The organism is Longispora sp. NPDC051575 (assembly GCF_040681875.1).
Classification (GTDB): domain Bacteria; phylum Actinomycetota; class Actinomycetes; order Mycobacteriales; family Micromonosporaceae; genus Longispora.
The window spans coordinates 834,229-847,759 of record NZ_JBFAZP010000001.1; the positions used below are offsets into that span (position 1 = coordinate 834,229).

Genomic DNA, 13,531 nt, shown 5'->3' on the forward strand with positions numbered 1-13,531 from the left:
CGGGTGGACACGCTCCACACTCCGCGCTGGCTGGTCCGCGCGATCGCCCGGCCCACCCCGGCCGTCCGGTTGTACTGCTTCCCGCACGGCGGCGGCTCGATCGCCGAGTACGTCCGGTGGGCCGCGGACCTGCCCGGCGTGGAGCTGTGGGGCGTACAGCTGCCCGGTCGCGGCAGTAGGCTGCGGGAACGGCCGTTCACCCGGATGGAGCCTCTCGTGCGAGCACTGCTGGCGGAGAACACGTTCGCGGCGCCGTTCGCCTTCTTCGGGCACAGCATGGGCAGCCTGGTCGCGTACGAGGTGGCCCGGGCGCTGCGGGACGCGGGCCTGCCGCTGCCGGAGCGGCTGTTCGTCTCCGCGTACCCGGCTCCGCACCTGCCCCGTCGCGAGCCGGCGGTGCACCACCTGCCCGACGCCGAACTCCTCGCCGAGGTCGAACGCCGGCACGGCGGCGTGCCGGCCGAGGCCCTGGCCGACCCCGAACTCACCCGCATGATCGCCGCCTGCCTGCGGGCCGACTACGAACTGGTCGACTCCTACGAGCACCGCCCCGCCCCGGCGCTGCCGGTCCCGCTGACCGTGCTCGGCGGGCGCGAGGACCACGTGACCGAGGAGGAGCTGACCGCCTGGGCGGAGCACAGCACCCGGCCGCTGGCGTCCCGGCGGTTCGCGGGCGGGCACTTCTACCACCGCGAGCACCGCCGGCCGCTGCTGCGCACCATCAACGCCACGTTCCGACAGCCGGGGGTCTGAGTGCTCGTCTTCGCGTTCGCCGCCCTGGTCCTGATCGCCATCCCCGGTCCGGACCAGGCGCTGATCACCCGCAACGCCCTCACCGGCGGCCGGACGGCGGGCCTGCTGACCATGGTCGGCGGGGTCACCGGCATCTCCGTGCACGCCACGGCGGCGGCGTTCGGGGTCTCCGGGCTGCTGATGGCCTCCGCCGAGGCGTTCACCGTGCTGAAGCTGATCGGCACGGTGTACCTGCTGTGGATGGGCGTCCAGACCCTGCTGTCGGCCCGGAAACGGAGCGCGGCGGCGGACGAGGAGGCCACCCAGCCGGCCGGGTCCCCGTGGCGGTACCTGCGGCACGGGTTCCTGTCGAACTCGCTGAACCCGAAGGTGGCGCTGTTCTTCATCACCCTGTTGCCGCAGTTCTTCCCCACCGACGGCGGCGGCCTCGGGTACGCGCTGCTGCTGTCCCTGGTCTTCGCGTGCATCTACCTGCTGTGGTTCAGCCTGTACGTGCTGCTCGTCGACCGGGCCGGGGCGTTGCTGCGCCGGCCGAGGGTGCGGGCCCAGATCGAGCGGGTCACCGGCGTGCTCCTGGTCGGGTTCGCGATCCGGTTGGCTTTGCAGAGCCGGAACTAGGGGGTACCGGGGCGGGCCGGCCCGCCTCTGAGCGGGTTCTGAGTGGACTCCCAGTGGCCTCTGCCAGTCTCCTCGCGCCGGGGAAGCTCCTCCGGCTCCCGCTGGAACGACGACCCGCCGACCGCCCGTGGCGGTTCCCGTTCCTCCAGGTAAGGAGAACGCCCATGTCGCGTACCACCCGACCGGCCGCGCTGGCCGCCGCACTCGTCCTCGCCGCCACCGGTGTGGCCGTCGCCGTCGCCTCCCCCGCGCAGGCCCGGCCCTACTGCTCCTCCACGTTCTCCATCACCCCCGCGTCCGGCACCCTGCACGTCGACTCGCAGACCACGTGCCCCAACGGCGAGGAGGACACGGCGTACGTCCGGATCCAGCGGTGGGATCCCGCCAACGGGGGGTGGACCGTGGTGGCCTCCGGTTACGGCACCGCGGACTACACCTGCTCCGGCGGTGCCACGTACCTCTACGCCGCCCACGGCGGGTACTGGGCGGAGCGGGCCCAGGGCTACTACTCCTGCGGCTGACGGTGTCCGGGCCCGGGTGGCGAGGGGCCGCCCGGGCCCGCCGCGCCGGACGGATCCGGCGGGGCGCTCCGTCCATGAGGGTCCGAACAGTTCCCCGTCGGGGCTTCTCACCGAGTATCGTCCGTTATCGTCGTACCCCTCGATGTTAGGAACCACTGTGAACAGACGTCTGATCGGCGCCCTCCTGTCCACTGTCACCGGTGCCGCGATGGTCGCCACCATGGCCACGCCCGCCGCCGCCGCGCCCCGGGTCCAGGCCGTCACCTTCGCCGGCACGGTCGCGCTCAGCAACTGCTCGGGCTCCGTCGTGCGCCCGCCGAACGCGCTGTCGACCGACCCGGCCCTCGTGCTGTCCAACGGGCACTGCCTGGAGACCGGCATGCCCGGGGCCGGCCAGGTCGTGCTGAACCGGTCCTCCACCCGCACGTTCCAGCTGCTCAACGCCGCCGGTACCGGCACGGTGGGCACGATCCGGGCGACGAAGATCGCGTACGGCACGATGACCGACACCGACATCTCCCTCTACCAGGTCAGCCAGACCTACGCGCAGATCCAGAGCGCGTACGGGATCCGGGCGCTCGACCTGGTGGCCACCCACCCGGTGCAGGGCACGGCGATCTCCGTGGTCTCCGGGTACTGGAAGAAGAAGTACAACTGCAACATCGACGGTTTCGCGTACCGGTTGAAGGAGGCGAGCTGGACGTTCAAGGACTCGATCCGGTACACGTCGCCGTGCAACGTCATCGGCGGCACCTCGGGTTCGCCGATCGTGGACGTGGCCACCGGCAGGGTCGTCGGGGTCAACAACACCATCAACGAGAGCGGCGGCCGGTGCACGCTGAACAACCCGTGCGAGGTGGACCAGGGCGGCAACGTGACGGTGCGCCGGGGGATCGGGTACGGCCAGGAGACGTACACCATCGTGGCGTGCCTCGGGGCCGGTAACCAGATCGACCTGAACCGGGCGGGCTGCACGCTGCCGAAGCCGTAACGGGGAGCCGGTGGGGCGGGCGGTCGTCCGCCCCACCGGCGTCACCGGTCCGGTCCGGCGCGGATCACACCGCGGTCACCGGGGCGGGGCACCGGCGGCGCACGCACAGCGGTCGCGGGCCGGCGTTGGCGTCGCCGCCTTCCCGGCACTGGCCGTCACGGCCCGGCGTGGGCACCACGGCCCGGCGTGGGCGTCAGCGCCCGGCGTGGGCGCCACCGCCGCCTTTCCGGCACCGCCCGTCACGGCCCGGCGACCGTCCGGCAGCGAATCCGCACCACCGACCACTATGGACTCCAGGACGCCCCATCCGCGCCCGGACAGCCCATTGACAGGCGTGCGCGCGCCAGCGAGGCTCAACTTCGTTGATCTTGAAACGTCACGGAGGAGCCCGCATGACCCAGCACGCCCTGATCGTCGACGCGCACCAGGCCCTGCGCACGACCGTCTCCGCAGTGGACCCCGCCGACTGGGCCCTGCGCACCCCGTGCTCCGAGTGGAACGTCACCCAGGTGCTCCAGCACGCGGCGGGCGACCAGTGGGCCTACGCGGCGGCGATCACCGGCGGCCCAGGCCCGGCCGAGGACCCGTTCGCGCCGTCGGGCAGGCTGCGGGACGCGCCGCTGATCGTGCTGGACCTGGCCCTGGACGCCACGGCCGGCGCCTGGGCCACGGTGGCCGTCGACGCCCGGGACGTGCCGAACCCGCTGCCGCACGGCCCGATGTCGGCCGTGCTCGCGTCCGGGGCGTGCGCCCTCGACGCGGCCGTGCACGCGTGGGACATCGCGGTCGCCACCGGCCAGCCGTCGCCGCTCACGCCCGAGCTGGCCGAGGGGCTGCTGCCGGTCGCGCGGGCGCTGTGCGAGCCGCTGCGCCAGTGGGGCGCGTTCGGGCCGGTCGTGCCGGCCGAGCCCGGGGACGACGAGGCTGCCACCCTGCTGCGCTACCTGGGCCGCGATCCGCACTGGAAGGCCTGACCGCACCGCTCCGGGCCCGACCGACCCGACAGTGGCGACCGGGCCCGGCGGCGGTGTCCGGTCGGGGACGTTGTCCGGTTCCGGAAGGATCGCAGCCTTCGATCAAGGTCGATACTCCGAGGGGTACCCGACGGGAGGCCCCACCGTGACCCCACCGAACCGCACCCTCGACCGGGAACTGGCGCAGGTCATGCGCACCGGCCCGTTCTCGGTGGCCCTGCACCTGGCCATCGAGTCACGCGGCTGGACCCTCGAACGCGTCCAGCGCGGCCTGCTCGGCCACGGCGTCGGCCTGAGCCTGAGCACCCTGAGCTACTGGCGGCGCGGCCGCAGCCGGCCCGAACGTCCCGAGTCGCTGCGCGCCGTGCACCTGATCGAACGCCTGCTGGACCTGCCCGAGGGTTCCCTGACGGGCCTGCTGGACGGGCGGTCGCGTCCGCTGCGGCCGGGCCGGTCGCCGCAGCCGAGCCTGGACCCGGAGCGGCTGTGGTCCGCGCCGGCCGGCCTGGCCCGGACGTTCGGGCAGCTCACGGCGCCGCCGCAGGACCATCTGCTCCGGGTCAGCGTGCACGAGGAGCTGGAGGTCGGCCCGGACCGGCACCTGCGGGTGATGCGGACCCGGCTGGTCCTGCTGGCGCTCGCCGACCGGCTCTCGCACTGCCGCGTCGTGTACTGGGCGGAGGTCCCCGGCACCGAGCCGCCCTCGATCGGCGCGACCCGGTTCTGCCGCCCGGGCCGGATCCGCACCGACCTGGACAGCGGGTTCAGCGTGACCGAGCTGGTGCTGGACCGGATGTTGCAGCGCGGCGAGTACGCGGCCCTGGAGTACGAGGTGCTGCCCGGGCCGACGGCGGAGATCATCGACGAGTTCACCCGGCGCAGCGCGGTGCCGATCCGGGAGTACGCGCTGTCGGTGTGCTTCGACCCGGCCGCGTTGCCCGCCCGGTGCGTGCGGCTGGACCGGCGGACGGCCGACGGGCCCACCACGGACGGGGAGGAGCTGTGGCTGGGCGCCTCCGGTACCGCGCAGCTGGTGGTCATCGACGCCCCTCCGGGTCAGGTCGGGATGCGCTGGGAGTGGGAGTGACGGGGGCCCGGCCCGTGGAGGTGGCCGGGCCCCCGCCCGTTCAGGACAGGGTCACGTCGTCGAACTTCGCGACCCCGTGCGCGCTGGTGTTGGTCATGGTCAGCGTCAGGGTGTAGCTCTTCCCGGCGGTGACCCCGGCGTTACCGGGGAACCAGAAACCCCCGTTCATGCAGGCCAGCTGGGTGATGGTCCGGCTGGCCCCGGTGGCGGTGTCGACCAGGGTGGCCGTGGCCATCTCGAGGGCGAACGGGTCGCAGTTGGACGTCAGCACGTACACGGACAGCTGGCTCCTGCCCGCCGGTACCGTGAACGTCTGGCTGATCGAGGAGACCCCGGTGCCGCCGCCGACGGAGGCCGCGTAGGCCCCGGTGCGCCCGCCACCGACCACCGAGGTGGTGCCGGTGCCGGTCCAGCCGCTCAGCGAACCGGACTCGAAGCCGCCGTTGGTGACGCCGTCGCCCGGGCCGGGGCCCGTGTTCTTGACGTTGAGCACGAACGTGGTGTCATGGGTGGCGGAGGCGGCCCGCCCGGTGACGGTGATCGAGTACGAGCCGGTCGCGGCCGCGCTCGTGGTGGCCAGGGTCAGCTTCGAGGTGTTGCCGGCGGTGACGGAGTCCGGCGCGAAGGTCGCGGTCACGCCCGAGGGCAGGCCGGCCGCGGACAGGGCGACGGTCTCCGCCGAGCCCCCGGTGACGGCGGTGGAGACCGTGCTGGTCGCGGACTCGCCGTTGCGGACCGTGGCGGTGGCCGGCGACAGGGAGAGCGAGAAGTCGTTGCCGCCGCCGGTGCCGCGCACCGTGAGGGTGTAGGTCGCGGTGTGCGTCGCCGACGCCGCCTTGCCCTGCACGGTCACGGTGTAGGTGCCGGACTTGGTGTCGGCCGTGGTGGACAGGGTGAGCTTGGACGTGCCGCCCGCCGTCACCGAGGTGGGGTCGAACGCGCCGGTGGCGCCGGTCGGCAGGCCGGAGGCGGTCAGCGCGACCGTCTCGGCGGAGCCGGTCACGACGGCCGTGGACACCGTGGTGGTCAGGGCCGACCCCGCGTCCACGGAGCCCGAGGTCGGGTTCACCGCGATCGAGAAGTCGTTGGTGGGCTGCGGGTTCCCGCCGCCGAAGTCCTTCGTGTACAGCAGCAGGTTCGGCGAGCCGGTACCCGCGTTCTTGATCTTGCCGGGGGTGGCGGCGTTCAGGACCGCCGCGTGCACCTCGGCCGGGGCCGCCGTCTTGTGGTTCTGCAGGTACAGCGCCGCGCCGCCGGCCACGTGCGGGGACGCCATCGACGTACCCGTCATGTTCGCGTAGGCGGTGTTGGAAGTGATCCCGGCCGAGTAGATGTTCTCCCCCGGCGCGAACAGGTCCAGGCACTTGCCGTAGTTCGAGGTGCCGCTGCGGTTGTCGGTGGAGTTGCTGTTGCCGACGTTGAGGGTCTCCTTGACCGTGCCGCCGGGGCCGAACGAGCAGCCGTCGGAGCCGTTGTTGCCGGCCGCCGCGACGTAGGTGAAGCCGGCCGCGATGGAGTTCTGCAACGCCTGGTCGCCGATGTGCGCGTCGTCGAAGCCGAAGCTCATGTTGACGACGGCGGGCTTGACGCCGTTCTGGGTGATCCAGTCGAAGCCCTTGATCGCGGCGGAGTCCGGTCCGGTGTTGCCGCAGTTGACGCCGAGCGCGCGGACCGCGACCAGCTTGACCTTCTTGGCCACGCCGACGGTCTTGCCGCCGATGGTGCCGGACACGTGCGTGCCGTGCCCGAAACAGTCGTTGCCGTTCTGGCCGTCCTCGATGAAGTCGGCCCCGACGCTGGCCCGGCCCTCGAACTCCTGGTGACCGATCTTGATCCCGGAGTCGATGACGTAGGCGGTGACGCCCTCGCCGGTACCCGCGTAGGTGAAGCTCTTGTCGAGGGGCAGGTCCTTCTGGTCGATCCGGTCCAGGCCGTAGCTGGGCGGGTTGGTCTGGGTGTCCAGCAGCCGGGCGGTGCCGTCCTGGGCGACCTGGGCCACCTGCGGGTCCGCCGCGAGCCGGCGCGCCTGCCGCTCGGTCATGTTCTTCACGGAGAACCCGTGCAGGGCGGCGGTGTAGGTGAACCCGAGCGTGCCCTGGTACTTCGTCGCGAGCGCCCCGGCCGTGGCCTCGATGGCCCGCGGCGCGGCCGACCGCAGCGCGCTCTCCTTGAGAACGATGACGTAGCTGCCCGGGATCGGCTGGGACGCGCCGTGCCGGACCACGCCCTCGGCGGGGGCGGCCGAGGACGCCTGTGCGCCGACCGCGAGGGTGGCGACGGTCAGGCCGAGCGCTGCGAACAGCGCCCGGCGGGTGGTCTGTCGTGGTGTCAAGGTGCCCTCCGGCGGAGTGCGCCGGCAGCGCGAAGCGGCCGACTGAGGGGTGAAGTGTCCGAATCACACCACCAGCCCCGAGCCGTGCGGAAGACGGTTACAAGCAGCACCGGGCAGCGGGTCGAAACCCGCTGTGAAAGCCTCGAAACCTACAACCAGCCGCGCCGGGACGCCTGGAGCGCCGCCTGGAACCGGGTCTCCACGCCCAGGTGCGCCATCAGGAGGGTGATCCGGCGGGTGACGGTGCGTTCGGTGACCCCGAGCGCGCGGGCCACCGCCCGGTCCTTCATGCCCGCGGCGAGCATGGCGAGCATCGCCCGGTCCCGGGGGCCGGGGCCCTCGTCGCGTTCCCGGCCCGCGAGCGGGGTGGCCCGCTCCCAGAGCAGGTCGAAACACATGATCAGGGTACTGAGCAGCGGCGACGGGTGCACCAGGATCCGGGTGTGGGTGTCGGTCGCGCCCAGGGTGAGCGGGATCAGGGCGACCCGGCGGTCCACGATGGTCATCTTCAGCTCGACGTCGGGCAGGGCGCGGGCGTCCTCCCCGGCGGCGATGCAGTCGAGGACGTCGCGCATCTTCTCGGGCTCGTGCAGCACCGGCGCGTGGTAGATCGCCCGGTAGGACACCCCGCGGCGCATCACCTGGCGCTGCTCCTCGTTGTCCTGGGGCTGGCCGAGCAGGTACGGCGGGCAGTCCACGATCGCCACCTCCCGTTCCGCGCCGAGCTGAAGCCGGGCGATCTGGTGCAGCACCGCCTGGTCGCCCTCGATCACCTCGACGAGCCCGCCCGGGCCGCCGGCGGGGGCCAGCGCCATCTGCCGGGTGAGGTCGCGGGCGGCGGCCCGGAGCCGTTCGAGACCCTCCTGGCGGCGGAACGCGAGGGCGTCGATGGCCAGGTCGGGCGGCGCGGGCACGTACCGGGCGAGGTCGCCGGCCAGCCGGGTGACGAGGCCGTGCTCGGTGAGGGTCTCCAGGGTGCGGCCGACCCGGGACTCGGTGAGGTCCAGCGCGGCGGCCAGCTCGGGCACGCTGCCGCGCGGGGCGGCGAGAAGTCGCAGGTAGACGGCGCTGTCGACCTCGCCGAGGCCGACCGGTCCGAGTAGGGGCTCCATGACCCATCGACGCTACTCCATCGAGCGGCCGGTTTCCGACGTTGTCCGGGATCGGAAGGGCGTGGGAGCGCGGTCCGGGCCTACGGTGCGAAACACCGCGTCCGGTACGCGGTTCCCCTCACCACCCCTTGGAGGCACCTGGTGAACAGATCCCTGGCCGCTGGCGGAGCGGCCCTCCTGCTGGCCGGTCTGGCCGTCGGCACGGCCGCGATGGCGCAGGCCACGCCCGACATCCCCAGCCGCGCCGACGCCGTCGCCCGGGCCGACTCGGCGCTCGCCGGGCACCGGTCGGCGGCGCTGGCGTCGACCGCCGACACGTTCAGCGTGTACCGCACCATCGTGGACCCGACCGGCGCGTCGCACGTCCGCTACACCCGCACCCACCAGGGCCTGCGGGTGTACGGCGGCGACCTCGTCGTGCACAACGGCCCCGGCGGCGCCTTCGCCGGGGTGTCCAACGCCCTCGCCGCGCCCCTGACGCTGTCCACCACCCCGACCGTGCCGGCGGCGAGCGCCGAGCGGGCGGCGGCGGCCGGCTTCGCGGGCCGGGTCAGCACGGTCGGGGCGTCGGAACTGCTCGTGGACGCCAGCGGGGAACGGGCCCGGCTCGCCTGGGAGACCGTGGTCCGGGGCACGGCGCCCGACGGCCAGACGCCGAGCGTGTCGCACGTGCTCACCGACGCCGGGACCGGCGCGCGGATCGGGGCGTTCGACGAGATCGAGCACGCGGCGGGTACCGGCAAGGGCGTCTACGTCGGCACGGTCCCCGTGGACACCACCGGCTCCGGCAGCTCGTACCAGTTGAAGGATCCGGTGCGGGGCAACGGGTACACCTGCGACATGGCGCGCGGCACGGGCAGCTGTTCGACGTACACCGACGCGGACAACGCGTGGGGCGACGGCAACCCGGGCACCAGCCAGTCGGCGGCGGTCGACGCGCACTACGGCGCGGCGGTCACCTACGACTACTTCAAGTCCGTGCACGGCCGCAACGGGATCTTCGGCGACGGGCGGGGCGTGCCGAGCCGGGTGCACTACGGCAACGCGTACAAGAACGCGTTCTGGGACGGCTCGCAGATGACGTACGGCGACGGGGCCGGCAACACCCACCCCTTCACCGAGCTGGACATCTCCGGGCACGAGATGGCGCACGGCGTCACGGAGAACGTGGTGTCCGGCGGCCTGACCTACTCCGGGGAGTCCGGCGGCCTGAACGAGGCCACCTCCGACATCTTCGGCACCATGGTCGAGTTCTACGCCGCCAACTCCTCCGACACCCCGGACTACCTGATCGGGGAGAAGATCGACTACTTCGGCAACGGGCGGCCGCTGCGCTACATGGACGACCCGTCGAAGGACGGCAACTCCGACAAGTGCTGGTCGACGGGTACGGGCGGCAAGGACGTGCACTACTCGTCCGGTGTCGCGAACCACTTCTTCTACCTGCTCGCGGTCGGTTCGGGCTCCTCGGAGTGGGGCAACAGCCCGACGTGCGACAGCTCGACGCTGACCGGGATCGGCAACGCGAAGGCCGAGAAGATCTGGTTCCGGGCGCTCGACGTGTACTTCACGTCCACCACCAAGTACGTCGCCTCCGGGACCAACGACGCGCGCAACTACACCCTGTCCGCGGCGAAGGACCTGTACGGGAACTGCTCGGCGGAGTACCAGGCCGTGCAGAAGGCGTGGAAGGCCGTGAACGTGGCCGGCGAGGACACGACGTGCACCAACACGCCGGGCCCGACGGGCAGCCCGACCGCCAGCCCCACCGTGGGCCCGACGACCAGCCCGACCGCGACGCCGACCAGCACGCCGTCGTGCCCGCCGGTGACCAACGCGACCGATGTGCAGATCCCCGACGCGGGGGCGGCCGTCGACAGCACCGTGACCGTCACGGGTTGTGTGCGCAACGCCTCGGCCAGCACGAAGGTGGAGGTGCACGTGAAGCACACCTGGCGGGGTGACCTGAGCATCGATCTGGTCGCTCCGGACGGCACCGTCTACTCGCTGAAGAAGGCCGAGATCACCGACTCGGTGGCGAATGTGGACACGACCTACACCGTGGACGCCTCGTCGGAGGCCGCCGGTGGGGCCTGGAAGCTGCGGGTGCGGGACAACTTCGGGTACGACACGGGGTTTGTCGACAGTTGGACGTTGACTGTCTGATCGGGATCGTGGTGGGCGGTCACACCCCGCCCACCACTGGTCTCGCCGTGCCGGCCGGGGTCGGCGGTGGGGCGCCGTGGCCGGTTCGTCGGAAGAGAGAAGGGCCTTTGACTCTCTTCCAACGAACCGGCCACGGCTTCTCGGGTTACGCGCTGTGGTCTATTCCCAGGGCGAAGGCTCGGGCGTTCAGGGCTCGGAAGAGGGGGCCGATCAGGAGGGCGAAGGCCTCGGGGGCACGGGCCGTGGTGATGTCGCCCAGGTCGATGATGCGGTCGGGGTGCCAGCCCAGGTCGGTGAGCAGGGCTGTGGTCGTGGATTTGGCGGTCGGGTCGTCGCCGGACAGGAACACCGTGCCGGGGGTGGTGAGGGTGGCGGGGGCGGCCATCACGGAGTAGACCATCGTGTTGAGGGTCTTCACGACGTGGGTCGTGGGCAGGGCGTGCTGGAGTTCCTCGGCGAGGCTGCCGTCGGGGTAGCACAGGGTGCCGGGCATGCCGTCGGGTCCGCGTTCGGTGGCATTGGCGACATCGATCAGTACCTTTTTCTCCAGGTACGTGGTGAGGCCGCGCAGCACGTCCACCGAGACGTCGCCGGGGAGGGCGTTCACGATGACCTCGGCGGCTTCGGTGGCCTCGGCGTGGGTGGCCACCGCGACGGACGTGTCCGCCCAGGCGGCCGCCTCGCGGGTCGGGTCGAGGGTGCCGATCGTGACGGTGTGGCCGGCGGCGGCGAGTCCGGTGGCGAGGACGCGGCCGACCCGGCCGGAGCCGAGAATGGCGATGCTGGTCATGGGGTCTCCCTGGTGGGGTGGTGGGTGGCGGTTCGCTTCATGGTGGGTGGCCCGACCGGTCGGCCGGAGACCAGTCGGTCGGAGGCCGGCTGGTCGGAGGCCGGCTGGTCGGAGGCCGGCTAGGCCGACGTGGTCGGCGGGGCGTCCACGGTGGACAGGAGCGAGACGAAGCCCTGGTGCAGGCCGGGGGCGGTGGCCAGGAAGCTGTCGGAGCGGTCGGTCCACGGGCGGCCCGCGGTGTCGGTGACGGTGCCGCCGGCCTCGCGGACCAGCAGCGCGCCGGTGAGCAGGTCGCGGGTCCGGCCGTAGAGCCAGAAGGCGTCCAGGCGGCCGGCCGCGACATCCGCCACCTGCACGGACGTGGGGCCGAGGTTGCGGACCACGAGCACGTGCGGGGCGACGGCGGCCAGGGACAGGCCCGCGCGCCGGGTGGACTCCGGGTCCCCGGCCGGGTCGGAGCCCAGGCTGGTGGCCGACAGCGCCGCGCCGGGCTCCGTCTTGGCCGAGGGGGCGCCGTCCACCGTCGCGCCGTGTCCGGCGACGGCCGTGTACGTCCGGCCCAGCGGGGGCGCGTGCACCACGGCGAGGACCGGGACGCCGTCGCGGACCAGGGCGACGCTGACGCTCCAGTACGGCAGGCCGTGGGTGTAGTGCACCACGCCGTCGACCGGGTCGACCACCCAGAACTCCCCCGGCGGCAGCGGGGCGGTGCCGAACTCGTCACCGTCCCAGCCTGCGGTCGGGCGCAGCCGGGTCAGTTCGCGGCGCAGGTGCTCCTCGACCGGGGTGTCGAGGGCGGCGAAACCGGCGATGATCCCGTCGCGGGTGGCCGGGGAGCGCAGGTCCGGGCTGAAATTGCTGGTCAGGTGGGTGGCGGCGGTGGTGACGGCGTCGACGACGTGCGGCAGTAGTACCAGCAGATCGGCGTTTGTTCTCGTGTCCACGGGGTGTCTCCTCTGTTGTGCCGGGGGTCTCGTCGTTCGCTGCCCTGGGTGGGCCGTCGTCGGTTGCGGCGTTGGGACAGGTGTAGCAGGCAGGTGCTCGGATAGAGTCCCAGTGAAGGCTGAAGTGAGCGCTTCTGGACAAGTTCTGCGATGGATTGACTGGGTGGCGACATGGAGCTGGACGAGGTGGATCGGCGGATCGTGTGCGCGCTACAGGTCGACGGGCGGGCGCCGGCCGGCCGGATCGGCGAGGTGCTGGGGGTGTCCGCGCGGACCGTCGTGCGCCGCCTGGCCCGGCTCGAAGGGGCGGGCGTGCTGCGGGTGGTCCGGGTGCCGGAGGTCAGCGCCTATCCGGACGGGGCGCTCGTGCTGCGGGTCCGGGTGCTGCGGGGTCGCACCGACGTGCTCGCCGACGCGCTCGCCCGGCGCGAGGACGTGCCGTTCGTGGATGTCACCCTGGGCGGGGAGGAGGTCGTCGCGCTCGCGGTGACGGGCCCGGACGCCCGCGACCGCCTGCTGTACGAGCAGCTCCCCGCCACCTCCGCCGTCACGGCCACCACCGCCCAGGCCGTGCTGCACGTGTTCGCCGACGCGGCGCACTGGCGGGCCGGCTGGCTGACCGCCGACGAGATCCGGGCACTGGAACCTCGGCCGTCGAGCGGGCCGCTGGCGGGCTCGTCCGCGCTGCCGCCCGGAGCCGTCGGATCCGGTCAGGGCGAGGCGTCCGAGGCGGAACCGTTCGGGCCGCTCGGCGCGCTGGACCGGGCGTTGCTGGAGCGGCTCGCGGTGAACGCCCGGGTCGGGGCGGCCGAAGTGGCGGCGGCGGTCGGCGCGCCCGAGTCGACGGTCCGGCGGCACCTGCACCGGTTGGGGGCGGCCGGCCGGATCCGGACCCACGCGACGATCGACGCCCGGCTGCTCGGCATGACCGTGGACGCGACGCTGTGGATGACCGTGCCACCGGCCCGGCTGCACGAGATCGGCACGGCGCTGGCCGGGCATCCGCACGTGCACGGGGTGCTGGCGACGACCGGGGTGACGAACCTGCTCGCGACGGTGTTCACCCCGGACCTGCCGGCGCTGTACGCGTTCGTGACCCGGGTGCTCGGGCCGCTCGGGGTGCCGGGCGCGGAGACGACGGTGGTGGGCCGCGCGGTGAAGCGCGCGGGCGTCCGGCAGTCCGCCCCGGGCTGAACCGCCGGAGGCACGGATCGGCGCGGGCCCTGGGGCGGGCCCGCGCCGG

General features: G+C 73.0%; 12 protein-coding genes. 8 read left to right on the forward strand and 4 right to left on the reverse strand.

What is annotated here, in order from left to right; all coding sequences use genetic code 11:
- Positions 1 to 3: 3 nt before the first annotated feature.
- From AB0M43_RS03530 to AB0M43_RS03555, 6 genes are all read left to right on the forward strand, one after another.
- Complete coding sequence (locus tag AB0M43_RS03530) at positions 4 to 753, forward strand: alpha/beta fold hydrolase (RefSeq protein WP_363720748.1); 750 nt, start codon at positions 4 to 6, stop codon at positions 751 to 753.
- A complete protein-coding gene (locus tag AB0M43_RS03535; protein WP_363720750.1) occupies positions 754 to 1,371 on the forward strand; it encodes a LysE family translocator in 618 nt (205 codons plus the stop codon). It abuts the gene before it with no gap.
- 164 nt (positions 1,372 to 1,535) lie between these two features.
- On the forward strand, positions 1,536 to 1,892 hold the full coding sequence (locus AB0M43_RS03540) for a hypothetical protein (RefSeq protein WP_363720752.1): 357 nt from the start codon (positions 1,536 to 1,538) through the stop codon (positions 1,890 to 1,892).
- 157 nt (positions 1,893 to 2,049) lie between these two features.
- Positions 2,050 to 2,883, forward strand: a complete 834-nt coding sequence (locus AB0M43_RS03545) for a serine protease (RefSeq protein ID WP_363720753.1) — start codon at positions 2,050 to 2,052, stop codon at positions 2,881 to 2,883.
- 392 nt (positions 2,884 to 3,275) lie between these two features.
- A complete protein-coding gene (locus tag AB0M43_RS03550) occupies positions 3,276 to 3,857 on the forward strand; it encodes a TIGR03086 family metal-binding protein (RefSeq protein ID WP_363720754.1) in 582 nt (193 codons plus the stop codon).
- A gap of 145 nt (positions 3,858 to 4,002) precedes the next feature.
- On the forward strand, positions 4,003 to 4,944 hold the full coding sequence (locus AB0M43_RS03555; RefSeq protein WP_363720756.1) for a hypothetical protein: 942 nt from the start codon (positions 4,003 to 4,005) through the stop codon (positions 4,942 to 4,944).
- 40 nt (positions 4,945 to 4,984) lie between these two features.
- On the opposite strand, the gene AB0M43_RS03560 is transcribed toward AB0M43_RS03555, so the two are convergent.
- Together AB0M43_RS03560 and AB0M43_RS03565 are read right to left on the reverse strand one after the other, a co-directional pair.
- Positions 4,985 to 7,276 (reverse strand): S8 family serine peptidase, encoded by a 2,292-nt coding sequence (locus AB0M43_RS03560; RefSeq protein WP_363720758.1) that lies wholly within the window; start codon positions 7,274 to 7,276, stop codon positions 4,985 to 4,987.
- 149 nt (positions 7,277 to 7,425) lie between these two features.
- Positions 7,426 to 8,388: a helix-turn-helix domain-containing protein gene (locus AB0M43_RS03565; protein WP_363720760.1), complete on the reverse strand. Its 963-nt coding sequence runs from the start codon at positions 8,386 to 8,388 to the stop codon at positions 7,426 to 7,428.
- Between the two features lie 141 nt (positions 8,389 to 8,529).
- Here AB0M43_RS03565 and AB0M43_RS03570 point away from each other — a divergent pair, with 141 nt between their 5' ends.
- The gene (locus AB0M43_RS03570) at positions 8,530 to 10,554 is read left to right on the forward strand and encodes a M4 family metallopeptidase (protein WP_363720762.1); all 2,025 of its coding nucleotides are present in this window, start codon (positions 8,530 to 8,532) and stop codon (positions 10,552 to 10,554) included.
- A 145-nt stretch (positions 10,555 to 10,699) separates the two neighbouring features.
- Here the strand turns inward: AB0M43_RS03570 and AB0M43_RS03575 are convergent, their stop codons facing one another.
- Positions 10,700 to 11,344 carry an NAD(P)-binding domain-containing protein gene (locus tag AB0M43_RS03575; RefSeq protein WP_363720763.1) on the reverse strand — a complete coding sequence of 215 codons (645 nt, stop codon included), beginning with the start codon at positions 11,342 to 11,344 and terminating at the stop codon, positions 10,700 to 10,702.
- A 119-nt stretch (positions 11,345 to 11,463) separates the two neighbouring features.
- Entirely contained in the window at positions 11,464 to 12,288 is an 825-nt protein-coding gene (locus AB0M43_RS03580; RefSeq protein ID WP_363720765.1) for an inositol monophosphatase, read from the reverse strand.
- A 171-nt stretch (positions 12,289 to 12,459) separates the two neighbouring features.
- Here AB0M43_RS03580 and AB0M43_RS03585 point away from each other — a divergent pair, with 171 nt between their 5' ends.
- On the forward strand, positions 12,460 to 13,482 hold the full coding sequence (locus AB0M43_RS03585; RefSeq protein WP_363720767.1) for an Lrp/AsnC family transcriptional regulator: 1,023 nt from the start codon (positions 12,460 to 12,462) through the stop codon (positions 13,480 to 13,482).
- The last annotated feature ends 49 nt before the right edge of the window (positions 13,483 to 13,531 follow it).

Coding starts and splice junctions, on each gene's coding strand:
- AB0M43_RS03540 (WP_363720752.1), top strand. CDS start 1,536: ATGTCGCGTACCACCCGACCGGCCGCGCTGGCCGCCGCACTCGTCCTC.
- AB0M43_RS03550 (WP_363720754.1), top strand. CDS start 3,276: ATGACCCAGCACGCCCTGATCGTCGACGCGCACCAGGCCCTGCGCACG.
- AB0M43_RS03565 (WP_363720760.1), bottom strand. CDS start 8,388: ATGGAGCCCCTACTCGGACCGGTCGGCCTCGGCGAGGTCGACAGCGCC.
- AB0M43_RS03575 (WP_363720763.1), bottom strand. CDS start 11,344: ATGACCAGCATCGCCATTCTCGGCTCCGGCCGGGTCGGCCGCGTCCTC.
- AB0M43_RS03585 (WP_363720767.1), top strand. CDS start 12,460: ATGGAGCTGGACGAGGTGGATCGGCGGATCGTGTGCGCGCTACAGGTC.